The organism is Burkholderia sp. YIM B11467 (assembly GCF_052952715.1).
This window is the reverse complement of record NZ_JBQVSQ010000005.1, coordinates 40,519-66,249: the sequence shown is the minus strand read 5'-3', so window position 1 is coordinate 66,249 and position 25,731 is coordinate 40,519. Positions and strand designations below refer to the sequence as shown.

23 protein-coding genes are annotated in these 25,731 nt (G+C 68.4%); 5 read left to right on the top strand and 18 right to left on the bottom strand.

The annotated features are described in order from the left end of the window. The first annotated feature begins 9 nt into the window (after positions 1–9). Positions 10–816: a sulfite exporter TauE/SafE family protein gene (locus tag ACTRWB_RS18475; protein ID WP_446902808.1), complete on the top strand. Its 807-nt coding sequence runs from the start codon at positions 10–12 to the stop codon at positions 814–816. Between the two features lie 54 nt (positions 817–870). Here the strand turns inward: ACTRWB_RS18475 and ACTRWB_RS18470 are convergent, their stop codons facing one another. Further along, the gene (locus ACTRWB_RS18470) at positions 871–1,236 is read right to left on the bottom strand and encodes a hypothetical protein (RefSeq protein ID WP_446902807.1); all 366 of its coding nucleotides are present in this window, start codon (positions 1,234–1,236) and stop codon (positions 871–873) included. A gap of 75 nt (positions 1,237–1,311) precedes the next feature. Next, positions 1,312–1,647, bottom strand: a complete 336-nt coding sequence (locus tag ACTRWB_RS18465; RefSeq protein WP_446902806.1) for a hypothetical protein — start codon at positions 1,645–1,647, stop codon at positions 1,312–1,314. Positions 1,648–2,065: 418 nt separating this feature from the next. On the opposite strand from ACTRWB_RS18465, the gene ACTRWB_RS18460 reads away from it, so the two are divergent. Further along, positions 2,066–3,676, top strand: coding sequence for a ricin-type beta-trefoil lectin domain protein (locus ACTRWB_RS18460; RefSeq protein ID WP_446902805.1), 1,611 nt, complete (start codon positions 2,066–2,068; stop codon positions 3,674–3,676). A 96-nt stretch (positions 3,677–3,772) separates the two neighbouring features. Here ACTRWB_RS18460 and ACTRWB_RS18455 read toward each other — a convergent pair whose 3' ends face one another. From ACTRWB_RS18455 to ACTRWB_RS18440, 4 genes are all read right to left on the bottom strand, one after another. Beyond that, complete coding sequence (locus ACTRWB_RS18455; RefSeq protein WP_343492321.1) at positions 3,773–4,594, bottom strand: ABC transporter permease subunit; 822 nt, start codon at positions 4,592–4,594, stop codon at positions 3,773–3,775. Then, positions 4,591–5,517, bottom strand: coding sequence for an ABC transporter permease subunit (locus ACTRWB_RS18450; RefSeq protein WP_129512211.1), 927 nt, complete (start codon positions 5,515–5,517; stop codon positions 4,591–4,593). The genes ACTRWB_RS18455 and ACTRWB_RS18450 overlap by 4 nt, the downstream gene beginning before the upstream one ends. Then, entirely contained in the window at positions 5,514–6,674 is a 1,161-nt protein-coding gene (locus ACTRWB_RS18445) for an ABC transporter ATP-binding protein (protein ID WP_412021756.1), read from the bottom strand. Before ACTRWB_RS18445 ends, ACTRWB_RS18450 begins: the two co-directional genes overlap by 4 nt. Before the next feature lie 85 nt (positions 6,675–6,759). Continuing rightward, entirely contained in the window at positions 6,760–7,854 is a 1,095-nt protein-coding gene (locus tag ACTRWB_RS18440) for a polyamine ABC transporter substrate-binding protein (protein ID WP_193098457.1), read from the bottom strand. 511 nt (positions 7,855–8,365) lie between these two features. On the opposite strand from ACTRWB_RS18440, the gene ACTRWB_RS18435 reads away from it, so the two are divergent. After that, positions 8,366–8,569: a DUF1289 domain-containing protein gene (locus ACTRWB_RS18435; RefSeq protein ID WP_006493160.1), complete on the top strand. Its 204-nt coding sequence runs from the start codon at positions 8,366–8,368 to the stop codon at positions 8,567–8,569. Positions 8,570–8,644: 75 nt separating this feature from the next. Here ACTRWB_RS18435 and ACTRWB_RS18430 read toward each other — a convergent pair whose 3' ends face one another. The 3 genes from ACTRWB_RS18430 to ACTRWB_RS18420 all read right to left on the bottom strand — a co-directional run bounded on the left by ACTRWB_RS18430 (position 8,645) and on the right by ACTRWB_RS18420 (position 12,102). After that, positions 8,645–9,286, bottom strand: a complete 642-nt coding sequence (locus ACTRWB_RS18430) for an OmpW/AlkL family protein (protein WP_129512214.1) — start codon at positions 9,284–9,286, stop codon at positions 8,645–8,647. A gap of 65 nt (positions 9,287–9,351) precedes the next feature. After that, positions 9,352–10,542 (bottom strand): NAD(P)H-dependent flavin oxidoreductase, encoded by a 1,191-nt coding sequence (locus ACTRWB_RS18425; protein WP_446902804.1) that lies wholly within the window; start codon positions 10,540–10,542, stop codon positions 9,352–9,354. 123 nt (positions 10,543–10,665) lie between these two features. Next, a complete protein-coding gene (locus ACTRWB_RS18420; RefSeq protein WP_343492313.1) occupies positions 10,666–12,102 on the bottom strand; it encodes an aldehyde dehydrogenase family protein in 1,437 nt (478 codons plus the stop codon). A 402-nt stretch (positions 12,103–12,504) separates the two neighbouring features. On the opposite strand from ACTRWB_RS18420, the gene ACTRWB_RS18415 reads away from it, so the two are divergent. Beyond that, positions 12,505–12,870: a hypothetical protein gene (locus ACTRWB_RS18415; RefSeq protein ID WP_047900785.1), complete on the top strand. Its 366-nt coding sequence runs from the start codon at positions 12,505–12,507 to the stop codon at positions 12,868–12,870. 269 nt (positions 12,871–13,139) lie between these two features. Here ACTRWB_RS18415 and ACTRWB_RS18410 read toward each other — a convergent pair whose 3' ends face one another. Next, positions 13,140–13,619, bottom strand: a complete 480-nt coding sequence (locus tag ACTRWB_RS18410; RefSeq protein ID WP_129512217.1) for a DUF2501 domain-containing protein — start codon at positions 13,617–13,619, stop codon at positions 13,140–13,142. Between the two features lie 298 nt (positions 13,620–13,917). Between ACTRWB_RS18410 and ACTRWB_RS18405 the strand changes: the two genes are divergently transcribed. Next, the gene (locus tag ACTRWB_RS18405) at positions 13,918–14,475 is read left to right on the top strand and encodes a hypothetical protein (protein WP_446903110.1); all 558 of its coding nucleotides are present in this window, start codon (positions 13,918–13,920) and stop codon (positions 14,473–14,475) included. 35 nt (positions 14,476–14,510) lie between these two features. On the opposite strand, the gene ACTRWB_RS18400 is transcribed toward ACTRWB_RS18405, so the two are convergent. From ACTRWB_RS18400 to ACTRWB_RS18365, 8 genes are read right to left on the bottom strand one after another with little or no spacing between them, the layout of a single operon-like run. Next, positions 14,511–15,749, bottom strand: coding sequence for an MFS transporter (locus tag ACTRWB_RS18400; protein WP_193098463.1), 1,239 nt, complete (start codon positions 15,747–15,749; stop codon positions 14,511–14,513). 34 nt (positions 15,750–15,783) lie between these two features. After that, a complete protein-coding gene (locus ACTRWB_RS18395) occupies positions 15,784–16,887 on the bottom strand; it encodes a 3-deoxy-7-phosphoheptulonate synthase (protein ID WP_446902803.1) in 1,104 nt (367 codons plus the stop codon). A 34-nt stretch (positions 16,888–16,921) separates the two neighbouring features. Continuing rightward, a complete protein-coding gene (locus ACTRWB_RS18390) occupies positions 16,922–17,716 on the bottom strand; it encodes a 2,3-dihydro-2,3-dihydroxybenzoate dehydrogenase (RefSeq protein WP_446902802.1) in 795 nt (264 codons plus the stop codon). After that, positions 17,713–21,627: an amino acid adenylation domain-containing protein gene (locus tag ACTRWB_RS18385; protein WP_446902801.1), complete on the bottom strand. Its 3,915-nt coding sequence runs from the start codon at positions 21,625–21,627 to the stop codon at positions 17,713–17,715. Before ACTRWB_RS18385 ends, ACTRWB_RS18390 begins: the two co-directional genes overlap by 4 nt. Positions 21,628–21,671: 44 nt before the next feature. Continuing rightward, complete coding sequence (locus tag ACTRWB_RS18380; RefSeq protein ID WP_129512223.1) at positions 21,672–21,998, bottom strand: DUF2218 domain-containing protein; 327 nt, start codon at positions 21,996–21,998, stop codon at positions 21,672–21,674. After that, positions 21,995–22,870 (bottom strand): isochorismatase family protein, encoded by an 876-nt coding sequence (locus tag ACTRWB_RS18375; RefSeq protein ID WP_446902800.1) that lies wholly within the window; start codon positions 22,868–22,870, stop codon positions 21,995–21,997. Before ACTRWB_RS18375 ends, ACTRWB_RS18380 begins: the two co-directional genes overlap by 4 nt. A 48-nt stretch (positions 22,871–22,918) precedes the next feature. After that, positions 22,919–24,535 (bottom strand): (2,3-dihydroxybenzoyl)adenylate synthase, encoded by a 1,617-nt coding sequence (locus tag ACTRWB_RS18370; RefSeq protein ID WP_446902799.1) that lies wholly within the window; start codon positions 24,533–24,535, stop codon positions 22,919–22,921. After that, positions 24,532–25,716, bottom strand: coding sequence for an isochorismate synthase (locus ACTRWB_RS18365; RefSeq protein WP_129512226.1), 1,185 nt, complete (start codon positions 25,714–25,716; stop codon positions 24,532–24,534). The genes ACTRWB_RS18370 and ACTRWB_RS18365 overlap by 4 nt, the downstream gene beginning before the upstream one ends. Between the last annotated feature and the right edge of the window lie 15 nt (positions 25,717–25,731).

The window sequence follows — 25,731 nt, the reverse complement described above, 5'->3', positions numbered from 1 at the left end:
GATGACGTCATGCTGATTTCCCTCGTACTGGGCGGCTTCGTCGGCGCCGTGCTCGGCCTGACCGGCGCCGGCGGCGGCATTCTCGCGGTGCCCGCGCTCGTGGTCGGCATGAGCTGGCCGATGCAGCAGGCCACGCCCGTCGCGCTCGTCGCGGTGGCGGGCAGCGCCGCGCTCGGCGCGCTCGAAGGCTTCCGCCGCGGGCTCGTGCGCTATCGCGCGGCGCTGTTGATGGCCGTGGCCGGCGTGCCGCTGACCACGCTCGGCGTGCGGCTCGCGCACGTGCTGCCGCAACGCATGCTGCTCGCGCTGTTCGCGCTGACGATGCTGGTCGTCGCCGGCCGCCTGCTGCGGCAGGCGCTGCGGCACGCGCCCGCCGATGCCGACACGTCGCCGCTGTGCGTCGGCCGCGTGAATCCCGATACGGGCCGTCTCGTATGGTCCTGGCCGGTCGGCGTCGCGCTTGCGTCGACCGGCGCGATGACGGGCCTGATGACGGGGCTGCTCGGTGTCGGCGGCGGTTTCGTGATCGTGCCGATGCTGCGCAAGTTCACGAACGTGTCGATGCACGGCGTCGTCGCGACGTCGCTGATGGTGATCGCGCTGGTCGGCACCGGCGGCGTGTTCGCGACGCTCGTGTCGGGCACGCACGCGCCGCTCGACGTGACGCTGTGGTTCACCGTGGCGACCGCGCTTGGCATGGCCGCCGGCCGCGGCGCATCGCGGCACCTCGCCGCGCGGCACGTGCAGGCCGGCTTCGCGGCCGTGCTCGTGTGCGTCGCGCTCGGGTTGCTGGCGAAAGCGGCATTCGGCGCGTGACGATCAAAGCTGATGCCCGACCCGATGTGTGCTCGCCCAGCTTCTCGATGCGTGTCAATCCGTGCTCGTCACGACGCTGATGTAATCGTAAAGTGCGGCGGCCCACAAGCCCGGCATCACGAACGAGAGTCCGCCGCTACCTGCGTGCATGGTTGACACAAGTCCGATGACCGACAAAGCGATACCGATTATGGCCAGCGATGGTGCCAGGCCTGCCCGATACCATGGGATACGGGCAAAACCCCGATGCTTCGGCAACACCGCCTTCGCGACAACGACACACGCCCCGCAGGCTGCACTCCCTGCGAGATACTCGACTGCGTGTTCCGGAGCAAACGTGAAGTAAAGCGATGCGACGACGATAAAAGAAAGCGAAACAAGGCAAATATATCGTTCGAGAAACACACGTGTCGAAACCATTTCGTTACACCTCGTACGTCGTTGCGATGCCGGATCTCTTCGCAACCCGAGATCCGGCACATCGTCAGACCAAGCTCAGAACCAGCTCGTGAACTCCCACAAATCCTCGAATCTCGGCGTTCGATTCGGGAAGAAGTAGGCCCACCCGTGCTCCTGTAGCTTGTCCGCAATATAGCCACCTGCTGCGCCACCCAAGGCGGCACCGTAAGCCGCACCGGCCCCGGCGCCGATCAATGCACCGCCCAAGGTACCGACTCCCGGAACGACGGATCCGATCACTGCCCCGATGCCTGCGCCAACCTCCGGACCAAGCACCTGCCCCGCAGCAATTCCTCCCGCAGTTCCGATGACCACGCCAGTCAATCCAGCGCCGGAAACCCATCTGATCTCTTCTTGCTTGAGTTCAATCATTTGCACTCCATAACGAAAGATTGTTGATGTGGCCACAGCGATAACGCTAAACGAGAATCATTCCATAAGTCAATTTATGAGATTACCTTCACTGCATCGGAACAGTGGCAAGATTCATCAGCGTCATGCGCTGCACCGTACAGCAGACACGACCGTGATAGTCAGGGGGAGAAGCAAAACGGACGGCCCTGCTTTCGAGTAATCACCCCGTTCAGGCGACTGCGCGTAGCGTGCGCGCTTTTACGCAGCCGTCGCGAACCCCGCCATCCGCTTGCGCTTCTGGCGCAGCATCACGAAGTTTGCGATCGCGACACCCTTCATCTGTCGCGAATTTGTCAGGACCGCATGCTAGACTCGCCGCCGCGCGCCCGTTCGTCCGGCGCGTGTCGATAACGAATAATTATTCAGGAGTCCGGCCATGCTCGTTCCGTCCGCCAAGCGCGCAGCAGTCGCCGCGCTGATGCTCGCCCCGCTCACCACATTCGCCGCACCGGCCTACACGGCCGCGTTGACGCTCGCCAGTCTGTCGCCGTCGGTTGGCACGACCGACAAGGCGACGCTGAAACTCACCAACACCGGCACCGAGCCTGCCGCCGCCGGCCTGTTCATCGGCATGCCGGCCGGCTTCACCGCCACCGGGTTCATGAGCGCGTGCGGCGGCGCACTGGCCAGCGACGGTACGACACAGGTCGCGCTGTCGGGCGCGACCGTGCCGGCCGGCGGCACCTGCACGTTCAGCTTCACGCTCGACGTGCCGCCCGTCGCGTCGCTGCCGCCGGCGGGTGCACGCAGCTTCACGATCACGGGCAACCCGGCACCCGGTCTCGCGACACTGTCCGCCAGCACCGCGCCGACGTTGTCCGGTTTCCTCGGCAGCACGCCCGGCTTGTACAGCAACACGTGGTTCCCGTCGACCGTGCGCAGCGTCGGCACGCTCGATCTGTTCATCACGCCACGGACCGACCCCGGCCCGAACTCGAACGTGTTCTGGTCGAACCAGGTCAATTCGCTGAACGGCTACACGGGCCTGCAGTCGACCGAACTGGTATCGGCCAGCGAAGGCACCGGCCGGCAATTCCTGTTCAGCCTGTGGGGCGCGACGGCCGCCAAACCCGGCACGCCGGCCAGCGCCGGCATCGGCGCGGGCAGCTACTGCACGGTCAGCGGCTCGGCGACCGACGGTAGCGCGGGCGCGCAGTGCCGCTACCGCTACGACTGGCAGGCCGGACACACGTACCGGTTCCGCATCACGCCGGACACGGCCCAGGGCCCGGGCTGGTTCAAGAGCAACGTCACCGACGTGACGCCCGGCTCGACCGGCGACAGCTTCGACATCGGCAGCATCTACGTCGGCACGACGCAGACGCAGATGCCGGTTTCGTCGATCAGCCAGTGGGTGGAATATTTCGACTGGAACTCGAGCCGCACGAGTTGCACGTCGATCGCGCACACCGATGCGCAGTTCGACATTCGCGCGTATGACGCAATCGGCAACGCAGTGGCCGTGCCGGCACCGTCGGTCACCGTCAACAAGACCTGTCCTGCCAGCGATGCGAATGCGTCCGTATCGAACGGCGTCGCGACGCTGGTCGGCGGCCCGCAGCAATCGGCGGCCGGCCTCGTGAAAGCGAACGGCATGTGCCTGACTGCGTCGGGTGGCCTTGCCGACGGCCATCCCGCGGTGCTCGGCGCGTGCCCGACGCTCGCGTCGGTGCGCGCGTCGGGCGGCACGCACTTCAATCCGCAACTGTGGGTCGTCGCGAGCGACGGCACGCTGCAGACCAAGTACAGCTACTGCCTCACCGCGCAGGCATCCGGCGCGGGCAACGGCGCGCTGCTGCGCACCTGTACCGCCGGTGCGGCCGATCAGCAATGGCGCGTAAAAGCCGGTACCACACCGGGTTCGGCGCAGCTCGTCTCGCAGACCGGCCGCTGCCTCGCGCCCGCCGCCGGCGGCACGCTGAGCCTCCAGCCGTGCACCGCCGCCACCGCAGTCTGGACGACACCCGGCAAGAGCTTCGCGTACTGACCGGCGCTGCAGCTCACGCAACGCCCCCAAACAAAACGCCCGGCCCGACTCATCGTCGGCACCGGGCGTTTTTCATTGCCGCAGGCAACGCAACCGTCAGGTCGCGAACCCCGCCATCCGCTTGCGCTCCTGACGCAGCATCACGAAGTTCGCGATCACGACGCCGGCCGTCACCGCGACGATGAACAGCGTCGCGAGCGCGTTCATCTCCGGGTTCAGCCCGAGCCGCACGCGCGAGAACACGACGAGCGGCAGCGTCGTCGAGCCGGGGCCCGACAGGAACGCCGACAGCACGAGGTCGTCGATCGACAGCGTGAACGACAGCAGCCAGCCCGCGATCAGCGCCTGCGAGATCAGCGGCAGCGTGATCGTGAAGAACACCTTCAGCGGCGTCGCGCCGAGATCGAGTGCGGCTTCCTCCAGCGACGGGTTCAGCTCGCGCACGCGCGACTGCACGATGATCGCGACGTACGAGATGCACAGCATCACGTGGCCGAGCCAGATCGTGAAGACACCGCGCTCGGCCGGCCAGCCGATCCACTTCGCCAGTTCGATGAACAGCAGCAGCAGCGAGATCCCCTGGATCACCTCGGGAATCACGAGCGGCGCGTTGATCATCCCGCTGAACAGCGCGAAGCCGCGAAAGCGGCCCATCCGCGCGAGCACGAAGCCGGCCCACGTGCCGATGAACACCGACGCGAACGCGGTCAGCACGCCGATCTTCAACGACAGCCACGCGGCGGTCAGCAGCTCGTCGTCCTGCACGAGCGCCGAGTACCACTTGAACGAGAAGCCCGACCACACGGTGACGAGCTTCGACTCGTTGAACGAATAGACGATCAGGCTGATGATCGGGATGTACAGGAACGCGAAGCCGGCAAACAGCGCCGCGAACTGCAGGTAACGATTCGGCTTCATCGACGGCCCCCCTGCTCCTTCGCCTGGAAATGCTGGAACATCGCCATCGGCACGAGCAGCAGCAGCACCATCGCGCAGGTCACGGCCGATGCCATCGGCCAGTCTGCGTTGTTGAAGAACTCATTCCACATCACGCGGCCGATCATCAGCGTGTTCGCGCCGCCGAGCAGCTCGGGAATCACGTACTCGCCCACCGCCGGGATGAACACCAGCAGGCAGCCCGCGATGATCCCGTTCTTCGACAGCGGCAGCGTGATCTGCACGAACGCCTTCCACGGCTTGGCGCCGAGGTCGTACGCGGCTTCGAGCAGGCGCAGGTCCATCTTCACGAGGTGCGCGTAGAGCGGCATCACGAGGAACGGCAGGTACGAATACACCATCCCGATGTACACCGCGTAGTTCGTGCGGTACAGCTCGATCGGCGTATGGGTCAGCCCGATCCCCATCAGGAAGTTGTTCAGCAGGCCGTTGTTCTTCAGGATGCCGATCCATGCATACACGCGGATCAGGAACGACGTCCAGAACGGCAGCATCACGCCCATCATCAGCAGGTTGCGGGTCGCCGGGTTCGAGCGCGCGATGTAGTACGCCATCGGATAGCCGAGCAGCAGGCACAGCAGCGTCGTGACCGCGGCCACCCATACCGAATTCACGTAGGTCGCGAAATACAGGCTGTCCGTGAACAGGAACGCGTAGTGCGACAGGTTCAGCGCGACGTGCACGACGCCGTCCGCGTACGACGCGAGCTCCGTGTACGGCGGGATGCCGAGCTGCAGCTCCGCGAAGCTGATCTTGACGACCAGCACGAACGGCACGAGGAAGAACAGCACGAGCCACGTGAACGGCCCGGCGACGACCGCCGTGGCGCCCGTCAGGTTGAAGCGCCGCACCGGCCACTCGAGCAGGGACTTGAACGTGGTCATGACGTCAGCACCACACCCGCGGTCGCGCTCCAGCGCACGTAGATCTCGTCGCCGAGCGCCGGCGTGTCGAGCTCGGAAATCGCGAGGCTCGACACGTTCGCGATCACCGTCTTGCCCGCGTCGAGCTTCACGTGATACAGCGAATAACCGCCCATGTACGCGACGTTGCTGATCCTGCCGCGCGCCCAGTTGAACGCGCCTTCGGGCGGCTTGCGCGTGAGCGCGATCCGCTCGGGGCGCACCGACACCGTGACCGGCATCCCGAGCGGGCCCGAGATCCCGTGGCTCACGTACAGCCGGCTCGGCAGTTCCGGCGATTCGATGTACACGTGGTCGGGTTCATCCTCGACGGTCACGCCGTCGAACAGGTTCGTCGAGCCGATGAATTCGGCCGAGAAGCGACTGTTCGGATATTCGTACACTTCGTTCGGCGAGCCGATCTGCACGATCTGCCCTTCGCTCATCACCGCGAGGCGATTCGCCATCGTCATCGCTTCTTCCTGGTCGTGCGTGACCATCATGCAGGTGACGCCGACCTTGTTCAGGATGTTGACGAGCTCGATCTGCGTGCGCTGGCGGATCTGCTTGTCGAGCGCGGACATCGGCTCGTCGAGCAGCAGCAGCTTCGGGCGCTTGACCAGCGAGCGGGCCAACGCGACGCGCTGCTGCTGGCCGCCCGACAGCTGATGCGGCTTGCGCTTCGCGTACTTGCTCATCTGCACGAGCTCGAGCGCCGCGGCGACGCGCTCCCTCAGCTCGGCCTTCGGCACGCCTTCCTGCTTCAGGCCGAATGCGACGTTCGACTCGACCGACATGTGCGGGAACAGCGCATACGACTGGAACATCATGTTCACGGGCCGCTTGTACGGCGGCATCTGCGCGAGGTCCTCGCCGTCGATCAGGATCTTGCCCGACGTGACCGTCTCGAGGCCCGCGAGCATCCGCAGCAACGTCGACTTGCCGCAGCCCGAGCTGCCGAGCAGCGCGAACAGCTCGCCCTGGCGCACGGTCAGATTGACGCTGCGCACGGCTTCGGTGTCGCCGAATTTCTTGACGACGTCGACGATCTGGACAAAGTTCTCGGCGCGCGCATCGGCGCCGGAGGAGGAAACGGAGAACGGCGCGCCCGCGACCGGCGCACCCGACTGGCTATTCATGATGTGCTGCTTCTCTCCTGCGTTTGACGAACAAAGCCCCCGGGGGCACCAGGGGCTTCATGACTGCTGGTTCACTTCGCTCGCGTCAGCGGCCCGACTTCAGCTCGGTCCACAGACGCGTCTGCAGGCGCTGGATTTCAGGCGGCAGCGGCTTGAGCAGGAACAGCGTCTTCACGACGTCGGCCGGCGGGTAGACGGCCGGGTCGTTCGCGACGTCGGGCCGCACGTACTTGCGGGCCTCGGCGTTGGCGCTCGGGTAGTACACCGCGTTCGTGATCGCCGCGTGCACCTTCGGATCCTCGATGTAGTTGATCCACTGCAGCGCGGCATCCTTGTTCTTCGCGTCCTTCGGGATCGCCATCACGTCGAACCACACCGGCGCACCGCCCTTCGGAATGTAGTACTCGACCTTGTACGGCTTCTTCGCCTCGATCGCGCGATGCTTCGCGATCACGACGTCGCCCGACCAGCCGAACGCGAAGCAGATGTCGCCGCCGACCAGGTCGTTGATGTAGCCCGACGAGTTGAATTGCGTGATGTACGGGCGGATCTTCTTCAGCACGTCCATCGCGGCCTTGTAGTCGGCCGGGTTCGTGCTCATCGGATCCTTGCCGATGTAGTGCAGCGCAGCCGCGAACATCTGGTCGGGCGCGTCGAGCACCGACACGCCGCAGGTCTTCAGCTTCGCGAGGTTTTCCGGCTTGAACAGGATGTCCCAGTTGTCGAGCGGGACCTTGCCGAGCGCCTGCTGCGCCTTCGTCAGGTTGTAGGCGAGACCCGTCGTACCATACGCCCAGGGCACCGAATACTTGTTGCCCGGGTCCGCACCGGCGACGAGCGCCATGAGTTGCGGATCGAGATACTTGAGGTTCGGCAGCTTCGACTTGTCGAGCGGCGCGAAGATGCCGGCGGCGATCTGCTTGCCCGCGTAGTTGCTGGTCGGCACGACGATGTCGTAACCCGAGCTGCCCGTCAGCAGCTTCGCCTGCAGCGTGTCGTCGCTGTCGTAGTTGTCGTAGCGGACCTTCACGCCCGACTGCTTCTCGAAGTTCGGGATCGTGTCCTTTGCAATGTAGTCGGACCAGTTATAGACATTGAGCTGCGTATCCTTCGCTGCTGCCGCCGATGCACCCACGCACAGCGCGAGCGCTGCGAACCGGCCCACTACCTTTGCTTTCATCCCGCTCTCCCTCCGGCCGGACGCGTTGTCCGGCTGCCGTCTGCCTCGTCATGGCGGCGCATTCTGGTGCTCCGCCCCTCGAAAACCCCGAAAACTACCACCATTCGCGCTACGTCACAAAAAAATCATGCCGGTGTCGCGCAAACGGAACAGATTCCCGCCGCCGGCCAGTCAGGCCGCCCGTGCGGCGGGGTGTTCCGGGGGAATTTTATCGGGTAATCGGCGGCTGTCCACAGGGAAAAACCGGCGGTGGCAAAACGACGTTCGCGTGCCGGGCCAGCAGCCCGTTCGGCGGGCGCGCACGCCGCGTGTTTCGCCGGTGAAATCGCGACGCGTGTCGCGCGCACCCGGGCCCGGGGCCGGCTGGCGATCCCGCCGGCCAGCCGTTGCCGGTGTGGGGTCGTACTGTCACGGCTCTGCACCGGTACAGCATGCCGGCCGCACCCGCCCGACCGGGCGGCCGCGATGCATTAAAATGACGGCTGACGATTCAACTGCGCGAACCCTCCCGATGGCCTCCAATCTCCACGACTTGCCCGACAGCCCCTGCATCGGCGTGTGCTCGACCCTCTTCGACGAAGTCTGCAAGGGCTGCGGCCGCACGGCCGCCGAAGTATCGAACTGGGTGTTCCTGAGCGACGACGAAAAGCGCGCTGTGTGGGAGCGCATCACGCGCGAAGGCACCGCGATGCGCTTCCAGTACGACAAGCTGTAAATCCGCCGCGCAAAAAAAAAAGCGGCATGCCGACTGCCATGCCGCCAACCCCAACTCTGTTTTTTCCCGCCGCGTCTAGAACTTCATCCCGACGCCCACGCCGACGATCAGCGGATCGATGTGCAGCGTGCCGATGCCCTTGTCACCGAGCGTCGCATCGGTGCTCATCCAGATCTTCTTCACGTCGACGTTCATGAACACCTTCTTCGTCAACTGCACGTCGACACCGAACTGCAGCGCGGGGCCAAAGCTGCTCTTGTTGATCGACACGCCCTCCCCGCCGACGTTGAGCCCGTTGTTGTAGAAGTACGTGTAGTTCAACCCGGCGCCGACGTACGGACGCACCTTGCCCGCATGGTTGAAGTGATACTGCAGCAGCAGTGTCGGCGGCAGCACGCCCACGCCGCCGAGATTGCCGAGGCTCGACGTCAGCTGGTGCCGCGACGTGCCGAGGATCAGCTCGACACCGAGGTAATCGCGGATCATGTACGTGAAGTCGAGCTCGGGCACGATCGCGTTGTTCACACCGACGTTGAGCGCACCCAGCGTGTCGCTCGCGCGCTCGTTAGGCTGGATGCTGATCGCGCGCAGTCGAACCAGTACGTCACCCTGATTGATGCCGTCGCCCGGCGACGCTGCGTGCGACAGCGAAGGCATCGCGACGAGGCTTGCCGCGACGGCGGCAGCGGTGACACAAGTTCGAATCGTTTTATGCATGGTACGGACCCCCAAAGAATGGTTTCCATTCTCCTCGTAGGGTCTTTTCGACATCTTGATATCCGTCAAGCCAGCGTAAACGTGGGACGGTTTGCCGCAGGCTCGGTCGCACGGCCTGTCAGCAGCAGGTCGAGCAAGTCGCGCACGCTGCGGATTGCGCGGCCGAACGGCAACGCTTCGCGGCCGCGGAAGAACAGCCCGTTCGCGACGTCGCCGCGCAACGCGGCCGCGAGCCGCGTATCGATGCAGAAATGGCCGAACTTCTCGATGCCGTCGCGCAGCCCGCACACACTCAGGCATTCGAGCGCGGTCGGACAGCGCTGCTTCAGCGCGCCGAGCTTGTTGCGAATGCGCGTCTCGTTGCGCAGGTAACGATCGAGCCACGGCGTCTTCACCGCGCGCGCGGGCAGCCCCGTCACGCTGACGAATTCGACGATGTCGTCGGGCGTCGCGTCGGCGAGCACGCGCTTGAAATCCGGGTGCGCATCGCCCTCTTCCGTCACCGCGAACGGCGTCCCGACCTGCACGCCGTTCGCGCCGGCCGCGAACGCCGCACGCACCGTGTCGTGGCTGTTGATCCCGCCCGCGACGATCAGCGGGATCGTCTCGCGTGCGAGGCCGAGCGACGCCATCACCTGCGCGGTCTCGTCGAGCACGCGCGCGAAATCGAAGCGCGGGTCGTGCATGTCGTCGATCTGCGTGACGCCGAGGTGGCCGCCCGCATGCGCCGGATGCTCGATCACGAGCGCATCGGGCAGGCGCCCCTTCTTCATCCACTTCTTCAGCACCAGCGCGATCCCGCGGCTGTCCGACAGGATCGGGATCAGCGCGATGTCGTGTCCTTGCGTGAGATCGGGCAGGTCGAGCGGCAGGCCCGCGCCCATCACGATCGCGTCCGCGCCTTCGTCGCACGCGACGCGCACGTAGTCCGCATGCGCACTCACCGCCTTCATCACGTTGACCGCGATCATCCCGCGCCCTTCGCTGTAGGTCTTCGCGAGACGGATCTCGCGCGCCAGCGCATCGAGGTTCGCGCTCTCGAGCGTCGCGCGATCGGGTTGCGCGCGGCACCGCGCGAGCAGGTCCGCATGATGGTGGCGCAGGTCGATGCTCGCGATCGTGCCGACCGCGCCTTCGCGGGCGACGCTGCCCGCCAGCCGGTGTGCGGAGATGCCGACGCCCATGCCGCCCTGCACGACGGGCAACAAGGTGCGGCCGCGAATCGTCAGCGGCGGAAAGGAACTGCGTACGGTCATCTGAAACCTCGTCGGAACATCGGAACCGCGATGATCGACGATCCTCCGTCGCGCACCTTGACGCGCGTCAATAAAAAAACGGCACGCAAGCGTGCCGTTTCCGGTTCATGCGCTGCGAAGCGCTCAGGCCGGCTTCGCTGGCTTGAGCTGCATCGACTTGTACTCGAGATACTCTTCGAGCCCGTACACGCCGTTCTCGCGGCCATGCCCCGACTGCTTGTAGCCGCCGAACGGCGCGGCGCCGTTCCACGTGCCGCCGTTGATGTCGACCTGCCCCGTGCGGATGCGGCGCGCGACGCCCATCGCGCGTTCGTCGCTGCCGGCCCATACCGCGCCGCCGAGCCCGTACGGCGAATCGTTCGCGATCCGCACGGCCTCGTCTTCGTCGCGATACGTGATGATCGACAGCACCGGCCCGAAGATCTCTTCCTGCGCGATCGTCGATTTCGGATCGACGCGGCCGAACACGGTCGGCTTCACGAAGAAGCCCTTCGCGAGCCCCTCCGGCAGGCCCGTGCCGCCCGTCACGAGTTCCGCGCCTTCGTCGATGCCGCGCTGGATATACGCCTGCACGCGCTGCTGCTGCACGGCCGACGCGAGTGCGCCGAGGCGCGTCGCGTCCTGCCGCGGATCGCCCGCGACGTACGTTTCGGCCGCGGCCTTCGCGATCTCGCGCGCCTCTTCGTAACGCGCTTCCGGCACCAGCATCCGCGTATGCGCGGAGCAGGTCTGGCCCGCGTTCAGGTAGCACGCGTTGACCGTGCCCTTCACCGCCGTCGCGAAGTCGGCGTCGTCGAGGATCACCGACGCCGACTTGCCGCCCAGTTCGAGCGCAACGCGCTTGACGCCCGCGGCCGCCAGTTCGGCCACGCGCTTGCCGGCACGCGTCGAACCCGTGAACGACACCATGTCGACGTCCGGATCGGTCGCCAGCACCTCGCCGACCACCGGGCCATAACCGCACACGAGGTTGAACACGCCGGGCGGCAGACCGGCTTCGTGAATCGCCTCGGCGAGCATGAAGGCGTTGAGCGGCGCGACTTCGGACGGCTTCAGGACGACCGTGCAGCCCGCCGCGAGCGCCGGCGCGACCTTCAGCGTGACCTGGTTGAGCGGGTAGTTCCACGGCGTGATCGCCGCGACGACGCCGACCGGCTCGCGCACGACGAGCGAGTTGCCGACCTGCGCCTCGAATTCGAACGATTCGGCGAGCTTCGCGTACGCCTTCCAGTTGTAGATCGGGCCGCCGACCTGGATCGCGCGCGACAGCTTGATCGGCATGCCGACTTCGCCCGTGATCGACTGCGCGAGTTCCTCGCTGCGTGCCTGCAGATGCTCGACGATCTTGCGCAGGTAGCCCGCGCGCGTCGCGGCCGGCGTGGCCGCCCACGCGTCGAAGGCCGCGCGCGCCGCGCGGATCGCATCCTGCGCGTCGGACGCGACGCCCTCCGGAATCCGGCCGATCACGGCTTCGGTGCCCGAGTCGATCACGTCGATCGTGCCGGTTCCGGCCGGTTTGCGCCATGCGCCGTCGATATAGAACTGGTCGTAGATTTTCATCGTGCTGCGTCTCCTGTCGATCAGGGTTAGCGCTTCAGCGCTTACTCTGGTCCCGTGCCTTGTGCGGTCGGCCAAAGTTAGCGCTCAAGTCGGCTGGAGCGGGTGCTTCAGCACCTGCTCCAGGCTTCGCATCGGGTCCCGTGCTTCGGGGAAGCCGACATTCTAACGAGCGTTGCGGTCGACTGGTGTGACGATTGACAGTCATTCGAAAGAACGCCGACCGCTGCCGCATCCACGCTGCGCCGTCGGCTGTGAACGGCGGCGCAGCGTCCGTTTCGCCGCCGCCGCGTCAGCATCCTCCCGGGTGCGCGGCCGGGCCCGCATCGTGCTATGTTTTTATTATCGGCACCGGCCCATTGCGACCGGCGCCGCCCGGAATCCCTGCATTTCGTGAGCGCTGCCATGTCCGACGCATCCCATACCCTCGGCTCGCAAGACCGCCTGGAGCTGCTTTGCTGGCTCACCTGCGGCAATCTCGGCGCGTTTTATCTCAACGAATCGTGGCCGGACGCCACGTTCCAGGTTCAGGCCGCGCACCGCTGGCTCGATCGCCATCACCGCCAGGCCGACTGGCTCGCGGTCGCCAAGCTCGCGGCGCTCGCGCAGGACATCGCGAAGCGACACGCCGGGTTCGTCGATGCGTCGTGGGCACGCGACGCGGTCGAGGAAATCGTCGATACCGACGATCTCGACTATCGGGCGAAACTCGTGCAATGGGTGTACGAAGACTGCTGCAAGGCGCTCGCGGACAAGCGGCTGGCCGATTGACGCGCGTGGTGAGCAGTACACGAACGGCGGCCGGCCAGTCCGCAGCGACTGCCGCCGTCAATCGCCGGCACGACCGGAGCGCCCGACCAGACCCGTTCCCTGTATGGAGCGGCGGATCGAATGACGATCGTCGACGCAACGCGCCGGACATACGCCGCGCCCCATTTGCGGCGAAATGCATGCGCGGGCGGCGATCACGCGGTCATGCCGCGCATCCGCCGCGCCGGTTCGATATCGTGCGCCCCGTTGCAGGGCGCACGCCCCCGTATTTACAGCAACGATTTCCCTTGCGACAGCACCTTGTCGCAGATCTGCTTGGTCACCTGCTGCTTCAGGCCGCCGCCGCTCAGGTCGAGCTTGCTGCCGTTGCCGGCATCGAGGATCCCGCTCGCACCGCTGGTGTAGCCGCTGTCGGATGACGCATTGCCGCCGAGCTTGCCCATCAGCGCGTCCTTCACCGACGATGCACCGCCCGACGCGCCGCCGAGATAGTTGTTCTGGATGCAGAACTGCAGCAGGCCCGCGACGTTGCCGGTGCTGCCCGGCATCAGCGACGAACCGCCACCGCCCGTCAGCGCACTGCCGAGGCCGCCCAGGTTACCGAGCGCACCGCCCGCGCTGCCGCCCGAATCGCCACCGCCGCCGACCTGCTTCAGGACGTCGCCAAGCTGCGCATGGGCCACCGAAAACGGCGCGAGCAATCCGATCAGCGCGCCGGCAACGGTCGCGCGGTATAGACGTGCATTCATGTGAAGCCTCCCGGTTGTGACTGCATGAGTACCGCAAATCGAATTCAAGGATACTCAATCGACCCGGACATGACAGCCTTCGTGCACGGCCTGAAACGTCAGGCATCGTGATATATCGCCGCGATTTGACAATGCTTGACGGGGAGACGTATCGCGCACGGCCGGTTCGATGCGCGACTGAAGACACTCGCGCGCGAACGCCATTCCGTGTCGCCGGCACACGCAAAGCGTCATAGAATCGTCGTCGGCCGTTCGGGCCCTCGGCCCGATCTCAACCTCGAACATGAAGGATGCTCGCGTGGCGCTCGCCTATCGATTTCTGCTGATCGCCGGTGCATCGGCCGCGCTGATAGCCGGTTCCGGCGCAGCCCATGCTGCGCCCCCACCCGCAGCGACGGCTGCCGCCGCATGCCCGTCGCCTTCGTTCGACCGCTATCCGGCACCCGCCGCACGCGCGCCGCGCAAGCCGGCCGCATCGCCCCGGCTGACCAGCAAGGAAGCCCGCCTGTATCGCACCGTCATCCGCGACGAATTCACGCAACCGGCCAATTTTGCCGCCCACTACCGTGTCGCGATCTGGGGTTGCGGAACGGATTGCCGGAATTTCGCGATCGTCGACAAGTACACGGGCGCGACCTACACGATGCCCGGCGTGAACGCGATCGCGGGCGTGATGGGCAACGACGACGAACGCGTCGATTTCCGCGCCGGCAGTGCGCTGCTGATCGTCGCGGGCTGCTTCAACGACGACTGCGACGACAACAACGCGAAGGCCGCCCGGTTCTTCTATGAATGGACCGGCACGCGGCTGCGCGCGATCGGCGCCTGTCCGCTGGTCGTTGCGCCGGTCGAATAACCGACGACCGATTCGCGCGACGCTCACGACAACCGTCACGCCGCCGGCGCGCGTGCCCCGGCACCGCATGTCGCGACGAATACGACCGCGAGCACCACACCGATCGACACGAACGGCGCCGCCGGATGCAGTTCGTACAGCATCGTGCCGGCCAGCGGCGCGACGACCATGCTGAGCCCTTGTGCCATCGACATCGCGCCCGCGCATGCGGCCTGTTCATGCGGTTCGACGCGCGTGCTCGCGAGCGCCGCGACTGCGGGAAATGCGGCGCCCATCCCGCACGCCGCCACGAAATAGCTCGCGCACAGCAGCAGCGGGTGCGCGGCTTCCGCGGCCAGCGCCGACACGAACCCCGCGCCACCCGCCAGCGCGCCCCAGCGCAGCCATTGGAGCGGCGCAACCGCACGCAGGCGGCCGACCAGCGACTGCGTCGCGATCAACCCGAGGCCGGCGCTGCCGAGCGCGTAACCGACCACCATCGACGCGTCGCCCGTTCGCACGTGCAGCCGGTCGATCACGTAAAAGCCGAGCACGCTGTTCGCGATCATCACCGCGCTGTACAGCGCGAACGCGCTGCACCACGGCAAGCGTACGCGCGGATCGGTCGGCTTCAGCCGGGGCGGCGCCTGCCGCACCGCATGCACGCCGTCGGCGCGCAGCCGTCGCAGCCCCGCCAGCCCGACGAGCGGCAGCAACGCAAACACGGCGAGCGCGAGCGTCATGTCGAACCCGGCCAGCCAGCCCGCGAGCGGCGGCGCGAGCACCATCCCGATCGCGCCCGCCGCGCCGAATCGCGCGATCGCCGCCGCCCGCCCCGTGGCCGGCGTCCGGTCCGCGATCCACGCCGTGGCCGCGACGGGCAGCCCCGCATAACAACCGCCCATCGCCGCGCGCGTGACGAGCAGCGCGACAAGGCCCGCCCACACCGGCGGCACGGCGCTGCCGCCGTCGCGCAACGCCCAGCCGACGTAGCCGGCCAGCAGCAGCGAACTCGCGACGAACCCGACGATCGCCGCGCGCATGGTCGACAAGCGCCCGCGCGTGTCCGCCGCTCGCCCCCAGCGAGGCGCGACAGCCATCCACACGAGCCCGACGACGCCGATGATCGCGCCGATGTGCAGCGGTTCGAGATGCATGCGGCGCGCCATCGGGCCGGCGATCGTGACGAATGCGTAAGTGCCGGCCACCATCGCGAAGTTCGCGAGCAGCAGCGGCAGCAAGGACGCGCCGGCATCGGCCGGCGCTTGCAGGGATTCAACGGAAGTCGTCGACATGAGGTGTTCCGATGGAAAAGGTAAACGACGCGCGTCAGCGCGCATGGGTGCCGCCGTCGATCAGCAAGCAGCGGGCGCGCCACAGCGCGTCCTCGGTCGCCTCCCAGCCGATGCACGGATCGGTGATCGAGCAGCCGTAGCGCAGTGCGCCGCCCAGTGGCTGCGCGCCGTCCTCGATGAAGCTTTCGAGCATCACGCCCCGGATCGCTTCGTTGCCCGCGCGCATCTGCCCGACCACATCGTCCAGCACCGCCAGTTGCCGCATCGCCTGCTTGCCGCAGTTCGCATGCGAACAGTCGATCAGCAGGTTCGGCGTCAGGCGTTGCGCGCGCAACGTTTCGACCGCGGCCGCCACCGACGCGGCGTCGTAGTTCGGCCCGTGGCGACCGCCGCGCAGCACGAGGTGCGCGTGCGGATTCCCGGTGCTGTGCAGCAAGGCCGGACTGCCGGCACCATCGACGCCGATGAACGTGTGCGGCCGCATGCTGGCCAGCATTGCGTGCGCGGCGATGTCGACCTGGCCGTCCGTGCCGTTCTTGAAACCGACGGGAATCGCGAGCCCCGATGCCAGCTCGCGATGGATTTGCGATTCGGTCGTGCGCGCCCCGATCGCGGCCCAGCTCACCAGGTCGGACAGGTAGTGCGGCGTCGCGACGTCCAGCACCTCGGTCGCGACCGGCAGCCCGAGCGCGTTGATGTCGACGAGCAGCCGGCGCGCGGTGCGCAGCCCCTCCTCGACGCGATGGCTGCCGTCGAGCCCCGGATCGTTGATCAACCCTTTCCAGCCGACCGTCGTCCGCGGCTTCTCGAAGTAGACGCGCATCACCACGCAGAGCACGTCGCACACCGCGTGCGCAAGACCGGCGAGACGGCGCGCGTAGTCGAGCGCGGCCGCCGGATCGTGGATCGAGCACGGGCCGACGACGACGATCCGGCGCGCGTCGCGCCGTTCGAGAATCGCGCGCAGCTGCGCGCGTCCCGCGTCGACGGTCGCCCGTGCGGCATACGACGCCGGCACCGCGTGGCGCAGCGCGTCGGGTACGGGCAGCCGCGCACCGACGCGCAACCGTTCCTCGTGACGAGGCAACGCGAATGCGCCTGCCGCGCCTTGTTCGGCACAGGCCGATATCTGTTTCATGAAGATGCTCCGGAGACGGAATTCAGACGGGCCGTCACACGCCAAGCGTCGCGCCGCCGTCGACACACAGCGTGTGCAGCGTTACGTGGCGCGCGGCGTCGGACAGCAGGAACAGCACGGTGTCGGCGACGTCGTCCGGTGCGGCGATGCGACCGAGCGGAATGCCGGTGCGATAGGTTTCGAGCGACCCCGCGATGACGCGTGCCGGGCCTTCCGGGCCGCTCCATAGTTGGCGCTGCATCGGCGTGTCGGTCGAACCCGGCGCGACGATGTTGCAGCGAATGCCGTGGCCGGCCAGCTCCAGGCCGAGGCAGCGCGTGAACTGATGCGCGGCGGCCTTCGACGCGGCGTAGGCGGCCATCTGCGTGCGCGGCACGAGCGCCGCATTCGACCCGACGGTCACGATGCTGCCCGCGCGCCGCTCGATCATGCGCTGTGCGACCGCGCGCGACAGGTGGAACACGCCATGCGTGTTCACCGCGAAGCAATGCGCCCAGTCGTCGTCGGTCAGCGACGTCGCAGCCGCGAGCCGCAGCACGCCGGCGACGTTCGCGAGCATGCCGATCGGGCCGACCGTCGCCTCCACGTGCTCGATTGCCGCGCGCACGGCGCGTGCGTCGGCCACGTCGACCGCGAACGGATGGACGCGGCCCGGCGCCGGCGGGCGATCCTCGGTCGCCCGCGCCAGCGCGTCGCCGTCGGCGTCGAACGCCGCGACGTCGACCCCGCGCGCGGCAAGCGCGCGAACCACGGCGGCGCCGATCCCGCGCGCCGCGCCGGTCACGACGGCCACACCGGCCGGAAATGTCATTTCGGTTTCCCTGCTCATCGATTCAAGTTCCTCGTAACGGTTTCCATGTCGGCCCATGCGGCGAGCCGTTCGGTCAGCGCGGCGCCGATCGCCGCCATCGGTTCGGGATCGGACATCCCGTCGTGCGAACAGTCGAGCGCTACGCAGGTCGACAATGCCGCCGGCCGGTGCGCGGCCCAGCTGTCGGGCGCCGGTGTGCCGGGCCGCTTGCGGGTTGCGTTGAACAGCAGCAGTTCGCCGCCGTAATGCGGGGTCGGCGCGGCGCGGAACTGGCGCATCTGCCGCAGCGTCGCGTCGACCAGCGCGTCGAGCCCCGCGCCGCCGAGCGCTGCGAACGGGCTGTTCGCACGCAGCAGGCGTTGCCGCAGCAATGCGTCGGACAACGCCGCCGTGTCGAAATCGCCGTTCACCGTCAACAGGATCCGCAGCGCGTCGCCCGCCTCCGGCTGCGGCTGTGCCATCCACGCGGACGACGGATAACTGTCCATCAGCGCGAGCACGCCGACCTGCTCGCCGACACGTTCGAGGGCCGCCGCGACCGCGTACGCGAGCGCGCCGCCCAGCGACCAGCCGAGCAGGTGGTACGGACTGTCCGGCTGCAGTGCCCGCACGCGCCGCACATAGGTGTCGACGAGCGCGTCGAAATCGGCCGCGCCGTTCGTGTCGCCGACCGACAGTTGCAGCCCGTCGACCGTCGTGTCGGGCAGGTACGCGGCAAGCCGCAGGTAGCTCCACGCGAGGCCGTCGGCCGGATGGATGCAGATGAGCCGCTGCGCAGCGCCTCCCGCCGTCTGGATCGCAAGATGCGGGGCAAACGCGTCGCGCTCCGCGCGCGGCCGGTACGGCAGCGGCGTGCGCAGTGCAGCCGCCAGCGCCGCGACCGTCGCATGGCGGAACAGCATCGATACCGGCACGTCGCGGCCGAGCGCGGTCGCCAGCCGCGCGCTCACCTGGATCGCCTGCAACGACTTGCCGCCGATGTCGAAGAAATTCGAATCCGGCGTCAGCGCGACGCCGCCGAGCACGCTGCGCCACGCGTGCATCACGTGCCGCTCGAGTGCGTCGGCGCGCGGATCGTCGTCCACGCCGATGCGGGTCGCCATCGCGCGCTGCCGCAACGCGTTGCGATCGGTCTTGCCGTTGACGTTGCGCGGCAGCCGTTCGAGCACGTGCCACGCGTCGGGAATCGCCGCGGCCGGTAGCGCGTCGGCGAGCCGCGCACGCAGCGCGGTCGTCTCGTCCACCCCGACGACGAACGCCGCAAGCGTCGTCACGTCGGCGTCGCCGCGCAGCGCGACGACCGCCGCCTCGCTCACGTCCGGCGTGCGCAGCAGCCAGTCCTCGATCTCGCGCGGATCGATGCGCACGCCGCTGATCTTCACCTCGTGGTCGATCCGGCCGTCGAACACCAGCCGGCCGTCGCGCACGGTGGCGAGATCGCCGGTCCGGTACGCGCGCGCGCCGCTCCCCGGCAGCGTGACGAAGCGCTCGGACGTCAGCGCCGCATTGCCCGGGTAGCCGAGCGCCAGCGCGTCGCCGCACAGCACCAGCTCGCCCGTGCGGCCCTCGGCCACCGGATACAGCCGCTCGTCAACCACTTGCGCGTCGACACCCGCGCGTGGCGTGCCGATCGGCACCGGCTCGCCGTCGCGCCAGACCGCACCGGGGCCGCTCACGCAGGCGGCCGTCGCGATGATCGTCGCTTCGGTCGGCCCGTAGGTGTTCAGCAGCGCCAGATGCGGCAGGTGCGCATGCCAGCGCCGGATCCGCTCCGGCAACGCGGCCTCGCCGCCGATGATCGTCAGACGCACGCCGGCAAGGCGCTGCGCATGGCGCGCGTCCAGGGCATGGGCGAGCACGTGCCAGTAGGCGGTCGGCAGGTCGAGCACCGTGATGCGGCGGCGCTCGACCTCGGCCGTGAACGCATCGATCGAGTCGAGCATCGCGTCGTCGCGCAGCACGAGCGTCGCGCCGTTGCAGAGCGTCGCAAAGATCTCCTCGAAGCTCGCATCGAAATGCAGCGGCGCGAACTGCAGCACCCGGTCGCTCGGACCGATGCGATACAGGTCGCGCGTGCTCGCGACGAAATGCGCGAGCGCGCCGCGCCCGACCAGCACGCCGTTCGGCCGGCCGGTCGATCCCGACGTGTACAGGAGGTACGCGGGCTGTGCCGCGTCGGCCGCCGCGCTCGCCACGTCGCGCGGCGACGACACACACGCCGCGTCCAGATCGAGCACCGGCCGCCCGCCCGCACATTCGCGATACGCGTCGCGCGTGATCACCAGCTCGGGCGCCGCATCGGCCAGCATCGCCGCGACGCGCTGCGGCGGTCCGTCCGGATCGATCGGCACGATCGTCGCGCCGACCTTCAGCACGGCCAGCATCGCCGCGATCACGTCGGGCGCGCGCGGTACGGCGATCGCGACGCGTGCAGCGCGCGCCACACCCCGTCGTTCGAGTTCCGTCGCGAGCGCATCGGCGTCGGCAAGCAGCGCGCGGTAGTCGATGCGCCAGTCGCCGGCCTCGATAGCCGGGTGCGCCGGTGCATCGCGCGCGATGCGTTCGATCCGCGCGAGCACGTCGTCGTACGGCCCGGCGAGCGGCGCGCCGCGCACGATCGACGGCGCGGGCATCCCGTCGAGCAGCGCGCTCACCGGCTCGTCCGGCGCCTGTTCGGCAAATGCGTCGAGCCACGCGGCAAGGTCGCGCGCATGCGCGGCGAGCACGGCTTCGTCGTACGCGTTCGGGTTGGCTTCCAGCGTCAGATGCCACGCGCCGCCGCGCACGGCGAGCGTCACGTTCAGATCCTTCACCGGGCCGCCGCTCACCGCGCGGGTGTCGCTCGCGAGCCCGTGGAATGCGACTTGCCGTTCGAACGGCATCACGTTGACGGCCTGGTTGAACAGGAACGCGTTGCGCTCCAGCAGCCCGAGATCGCCGCGAATCCAGCCGTACCGGTAATACAGGTGCGGCCGGATCGCGCGCAGGCGCGCCACGCATTCGCTCGCAAGCGCACGCGGCGAGCGCTCGGCGTCGACATGCATGCGCAGTGGCACGATGTTCATCGCCATGCACGGCACGCCGAGCGCCGGCGTGCCGAGTCGGTTCATCACCGGTAGCCCGAGCGTCAGGTCGCACTGGCCGCCCTGCTTCGCGAGCCAGATGCCGACCGCGCACAACAGCCACGCATTCCAGTCGACGTCGACCCGCTCGGCGGCCGCGCGCAGCGCGCGCACGCGTTCGGCGTCGAGCACGCGCGTCGCGCGCCACGCGTCGGGGGCGATGTCCTGCTTCGGCGCGAGGACGAGCGGCGCGGGCACGTCGCGCAGATGCGCGCGCCAGAACGCGCGATCGGCATCGAAGCCACCGTTGGCGCGATAACGCGCCTCGGCCTCCACCACGCGATCGATCCGCCAGTCGGGCAGCACCGGCAGCGGCCCGCCGCCGACACGTGCGTTGTAGCGAACGGCCACGGCCTGCTGCAGCAGCCCGTAGCCGAAGCCGTCGAGCGCGATGTGATGCACCTGCAGGTACCACCAGTGCCGGGTCGGCGACAGCCGCAGCAGCGCGGTGCGGTACAGCGGATCGGCGGTCACGTCGCAACAGATCGACAGCGACGCCTTCATCCACGCATGCGCCGCCTGCACGGGATCGGTTTGCGCCGACAGGTCGACGAGCGGCAGCCGCGTGCGCGGCGTCCGGCGCGCCTGCCACAGCGCATCGTCCTGCCACGCGAACCGCATGTGCAGCGCGTCGGCGTGATCGAGCACGGCCTCGACACTGTCGGTCAGCGCGGCGACGTCGAGCGCGCCGTCGAGCTCGACGGTCTCGGCCGTCAGATAGCCCGGATCGTCGGAATCGACCTGTTGCGCGACCCAGATTCCGTACTGCGCGGAAGTCGCGCGGATCGGCAAGGATTCGTTTGTCATGAGCGAGCTTGCTCCGAAGTTCGTTGAGCCGGAGGCGGGCCGCGTCACGCGCCCCGCTCCCATGCGACCACCAGCGCCCGGTTACGCGACATCAGCCCCAGGTGCTCGTCCATCACGTACTGGATCTGCTCGAGCTGCTCCGACGAATCGGCTTCGCAGCGAAGCTGCAGCACGTCGTCGGTGCGCAGCATCCGGCAAACGCCGTACGGGAAATCGACGGTCGCGCGATGCTCGTCGAACACGACCGGCACCTTGATCGCGTAGTGCTTGCACAGCTTGAACAGCACGCGGTCGGCCTGCGGCACCGACACCTCCGCCGTGCTGACGAACGTCGCCGGACGGGCACCGGGCATCGCCGGACGCGCCGTCATGCGCTCACCCGCGCCGCGCGCCGCAGCACCTGTGTCCATGCGCCGAGTGTCGGCTGCTCGGCGAGCTGGACGAACGTGACGTCGTAGCCTTGCGCACGCCACTGCTCGACGAGCGTCATCATCCGGATCGAATCGAGTCCGCAATCGACCAGGTTGTCGTGCTCGCGCAGGTCGGCGGCCGGCATCCGCAGGCTGCGGGCAACCTGCGCCGCGATCGCGGCGAGCAGCGGTGCCGTATCGTCCGCCGGCGCGACGCCGACGAGCGCGTCCGTGGTCACCGCCATTCCGCAGCGTCCAGCCACGTAGTCGAGCGCCATGCGGTGGTCGCGCTCGGAGAAATCCGCGAGCGCGTCGGCGACGAAAAACGGCTGCACGTCGCGCATGAACGCGTCGCAGGCGGTCATCAGACAGCCGATGTGCGCGTAGATCCCGCAGATCGCGAGCTGGTCGCGCCCCTGCTCGCGCAGGCGCGTCTCGAGCGGCGAGCGCCGGAACGCGCTGTAGCGCCACTTGTCGAGCACCGTGTCGCCGGGCGCCGGCGCGAGCGCGTCGCAGATCGCCGCGCGCGACGGCTGCGCGGTGAGGCCCGGCCCCCACATGTCGGTCAGGAGCGCCCGGTCGGCCGCCGCCTGGGTTGCCGGCTGCGCTGTGTAGTAGACCGGCATCCCGGCGGCATGCGCGAAATCGATCAGGCGGCGCACATGTGCGACGAGCGTCGGCACCGGCGCGGCCGCACGGTCGTAAAAGTCGAGGAAGTAGTCCTGCATGTCGTGCACGAGCAGCGCCGCGCGGTGCGGGTCGAACCGCCAGTTCACGCGGTTCGCCGGCAGCTCGGCCGGCATCGGATAGGAAGCGATTTTCGGAATGGCCATGATGGATTGCTTGGGAATGGAAAAATCGACGGGGCGTCGCCGCACCCGTCACGCGGCGGCGGCGAGCCGATCCGCGATGTGCTGCCGAAGCGCGCGCTTGTCGATCTTGCCGACCGGCGTTTTCGGGAACGCGTCGACGAATTCGATCCGGTCGGGCACCTTGTACGCGGCCACGCCCTGGCCACGCACGAAGCGCACGAGGTCCGCCGCGGCCGGTGCGGGCGCGCCGCGAATCACGTACGCGCAACTGCGTTCGCCGAGATACGGGTCGGGCATCGCGACCAGCGCCGCGTCGACGACACCCGGATGCGCGAGCAGCAGGTGTTCGATTTCCTCGGCCGGGATCTTCTCGCCGCCGCGGTTGATCTGGTCCTTCGCGCGCCCCTCGACGACGAGCTGGCCGCCCGCCGTCAGGCGGACGCGATCGCCGGTGCGATAGAAGCCGTCCGCCGTGAACGCGCGCGCGTTGTGCGCGGCCGCGTCGTAGTAGCCGCGGATCGTGTACGGGCCGCGCGTCAGTAGATGGCCGACCTCGCCGGGTTCGACCGGGCAGTCGCCGTCGTCGACGATGCGAATCTCGTCGTCCGGCGAGATCGGGCGCCCTTGGGTGGCGATCACCACGTCGCGCGGATCGTCGAGCCGCGTGTAGTTGACGAGCCCTTCGGCCATCCCGAACACCTGCTGCAATTGCGCGCCGAAGCCTTCGGCCGCACGTGCCGCAAGCGCCGGATCGAAGCGCGCGCCACCGACCTGGACGAGTTCGAGGCTCGCCAGTGCGCCGCGCCGCTGCCCGGCCGCGGCCAGCCATACGGGCACGAGCGGCGGCACCAGTGCCGCCACCGTCACGCGCTCGCGCTCGATCAGCGGGAACGCGGTGTCAGGGCTCGCGCCGTCGCTCAACACGACGGTGCCGCCGGCATCGAACACACCGAGCGAGCCCGGCGAACTCAGCGCATAGTTGTGCGCGGCCGGCAGCGCCGCAAGATAGACGCTGCGTTCGGTCAGCCCGCAAATGCGCGCGCTCTCGCGCACGCTGTACAGGTAATCGTCGTGTGTGCGCGGAATCAGCTTCGGCGTACCCGTGCTGCCGCCCGACAGTTGCAGGAACGCGATCTCGTGCGCGCCGGGCCCCGACGGCAGCGCGACGTCGGACGTCGCATCCGGCAGCGCCACGCGCGCGTTGCCGGGCGCCGTGAACAGCACGTGGCGCAGCGTCGGCGCATCGGCGCGGATCTCGCTCGCGAGCGTCCGGTAGTCGAACCCGTCGTGCTGTTCGGCCGCGACATAGGCGACCGCGCCCGCGTGTTGGCAGAAGTAGCCGATCTCGCGCCGGCGATGCGCGGGCAGCGCGAACACCGGCAGCGCGCCGATCCGGAACAGCGCGAACGTCACCGCGAAAAAGGCGACGCAGTTCGGCAATTGCACAACGACGCGGTCGCCCGGCACAATCCCGCACGCGGTCAGCGCGCGGGCCGTGCGTTCGGCTTCCGCCGCGAACGTCCGGTATGACCAGCGCAGGTCGCCCTGTACGAGCGCGATGCGTTCGCCGTGCCGCGCGACGCGTTCGTCGAACCACTGCGCGAACGACTGGCCGAGCCAGTACCCCTTCTGCCGATACGCGGCGGCGAACGCGTCCGGCCAAGGCGTGCGGTTCGCGGACGTCATGCGGCCTCCCGCGCGGCGCCCGATGCGGCATCGCGATCGATACCGAGCGCATCCAGCATCGTCCGGAACTTGGCGGCGGTTTCCGCACGTTCGCCTTCGGGCGTCGATTCGCCGACCACGCCCGCGCCCGCATAGAGCCGCAGCGTGCGGTCGAACGCTTCGGCGCAGCGAATCGTGACGACCCACTCGCCGTCGCCATGCGCATCGACCCAGCCGAGCATCCCCGCGTAGAAGCCGCGATCGAACGGCTCGGCATCGCGAATGCAGTCGCGTGCCGCCGCGCGCGGCGCGCCGCAGACGGCGGGCGTCGGATGCAGCGCGAGTGCGAGCGTCAACGCATCCGCGTCGGTTTCGCCGCACACCTCGGTCGACAGATGCCACATCGTTTCCGTATGGACGAGCGACGGGCGCGCCGGCACGTCGAGCCGCCGGCACAGCGGCGCGAGGCTGTCGCGCACGGCTTCGACGACGACGCGGTGCTCGTCGAGATCCTTCGCGGACGCCAGCAGCGCCTGCGCGCGGCGCCGGTCCTCGACCGGGTCGCGGCTGCGCGGCGCGGAACCCGCCAGCGGATTCGCGCGCACGACGCCGCCGAAGCGGTTCACGAGCAGCTCCGGGCTCGCGCCCAGCAGCGTGCGGCCCGCGCCGAGATCCACGGAGAACGTATAGCCGTGCGGATTGCACGACGCGAGTCGCGCGACGAGCGCCGCAACGTCGACCGGCACCTCGCCGGTCGCCTCCAGCGTGCGCGCCAGCACGACCTTGTCGAGCTCGCCCGCGCGAATCCGGGCAACCGCCTGCGCGACCGCGTCCGCATACGCATCCGCGGACGGCACCTCGCGCGTCGCATAGCGCGTGCCGGCCGGCCCGGCTGCCCGCCGCGCGCCGAGCGGCCGCGCGCGCAGCATCGTGCGCGCAACCCGCAGCGCAGTCGGCGCGCCGACGTCGAACGGCACCGCGCCGACCACCGTCGCGCCCACGTGGCCGTCGGCCCGCGCGCGGCGCAACGCATCGTTCACGCGCGCCGCGAGCGGTGCGTCCGCGTGCGGAATCGCCTCCGCGACATCGCAGGCCAGCACCGTATGCGCCGGCGTGGCGAGAAACAACGGGGTATCCGCGCGATACACATCCCACACGTTATGGGGTACTAATAGTTGATCGGGTCGGGAAATCGCATTCATGACATTGCCTCCAGA

Coding starts and splice junctions, on each gene's coding strand:
- ACTRWB_RS18430 (WP_129512214.1), bottom strand. CDS start 9,286: ATGCATAAAACGATTCGAACTTGTGTCACCGCTGCCGCCGTCGCGGCA.
- ACTRWB_RS18460 (WP_446902805.1), top strand. CDS start 2,066: ATGCTCGTTCCGTCCGCCAAGCGCGCAGCAGTCGCCGCGCTGATGCTC.
- ACTRWB_RS18450 (WP_129512211.1), bottom strand. CDS start 5,517: ATGACCACGTTCAAGTCCCTGCTCGAGTGGCCGGTGCGGCGCTTCAAC.
- ACTRWB_RS18475 (WP_446902808.1), top strand. CDS start 10: ATGCTGATTTCCCTCGTACTGGGCGGCTTCGTCGGCGCCGTGCTCGGC.
- ACTRWB_RS18440 (WP_193098457.1), bottom strand. CDS start 7,854: ATGAAAGCAAAGGTAGTGGGCCGGTTCGCAGCGCTCGCGCTGTGCGTG.
- ACTRWB_RS18395 (WP_446902803.1), bottom strand. CDS start 16,887: ATGAAACAGATATCGGCCTGTGCCGAACAAGGCGCGGCAGGCGCATTC.
- ACTRWB_RS18390 (WP_446902802.1), bottom strand. CDS start 17,716: ATGAGCAGGGAAACCGAAATGACATTTCCGGCCGGTGTGGCCGTCGTG.
- ACTRWB_RS18425 (WP_446902804.1), bottom strand. CDS start 10,542: ATGACCGTACGCAGTTCCTTTCCGCCGCTGACGATTCGCGGCCGCACC.
- ACTRWB_RS18380 (WP_129512223.1), bottom strand. CDS start 21,998: ATGACGGCGCGTCCGGCGATGCCCGGTGCCCGTCCGGCGACGTTCGTC.
- ACTRWB_RS18365 (WP_129512226.1), bottom strand. CDS start 25,716: ATGAATGCGATTTCCCGACCCGATCAACTATTAGTACCCCATAACGTG.
- ACTRWB_RS18445 (WP_412021756.1), bottom strand. CDS start 6,674: ATGAATAGCCAGTCGGGTGCGCCGGTCGCGGGCGCGCCGTTCTCCGTT.
- ACTRWB_RS18385 (WP_446902801.1), bottom strand. CDS start 21,627: ATGACAAACGAATCCTTGCCGATCCGCGCGACTTCCGCGCAGTACGGA.
- ACTRWB_RS18465 (WP_446902806.1), bottom strand. CDS start 1,647: ATGATTGAACTCAAGCAAGAAGAGATCAGATGGGTTTCCGGCGCTGGA.
- ACTRWB_RS18420 (WP_343492313.1), bottom strand. CDS start 12,102: ATGAAAATCTACGACCAGTTCTATATCGACGGCGCATGGCGCAAACCG.
- ACTRWB_RS18415 (WP_047900785.1), top strand. CDS start 12,505: ATGTCCGACGCATCCCATACCCTCGGCTCGCAAGACCGCCTGGAGCTG.
- ACTRWB_RS18370 (WP_446902799.1), bottom strand. CDS start 24,535: ATGACGTCCGCGAACCGCACGCCTTGGCCGGACGCGTTCGCCGCCGCG.
- ACTRWB_RS18455 (WP_343492321.1), bottom strand. CDS start 4,594: ATGAAGCCGAATCGTTACCTGCAGTTCGCGGCGCTGTTTGCCGGCTTC.
- ACTRWB_RS18375 (WP_446902800.1), bottom strand. CDS start 22,870: ATGGCCATTCCGAAAATCGCTTCCTATCCGATGCCGGCCGAGCTGCCG.
- ACTRWB_RS18400 (WP_193098463.1), bottom strand. CDS start 15,749: ATGTCGACGACTTCCGTTGAATCCCTGCAAGCGCCGGCCGATGCCGGC.
- ACTRWB_RS18410 (WP_129512217.1), bottom strand. CDS start 13,619: ATGAATGCACGTCTATACCGCGCGACCGTTGCCGGCGCGCTGATCGGA.
- ACTRWB_RS18435 (WP_006493160.1), top strand. CDS start 8,366: ATGGCCTCCAATCTCCACGACTTGCCCGACAGCCCCTGCATCGGCGTG.
- ACTRWB_RS18470 (WP_446902807.1), bottom strand. CDS start 1,236: ATGGTTTCGACACGTGTGTTTCTCGAACGATATATTTGCCTTGTTTCG.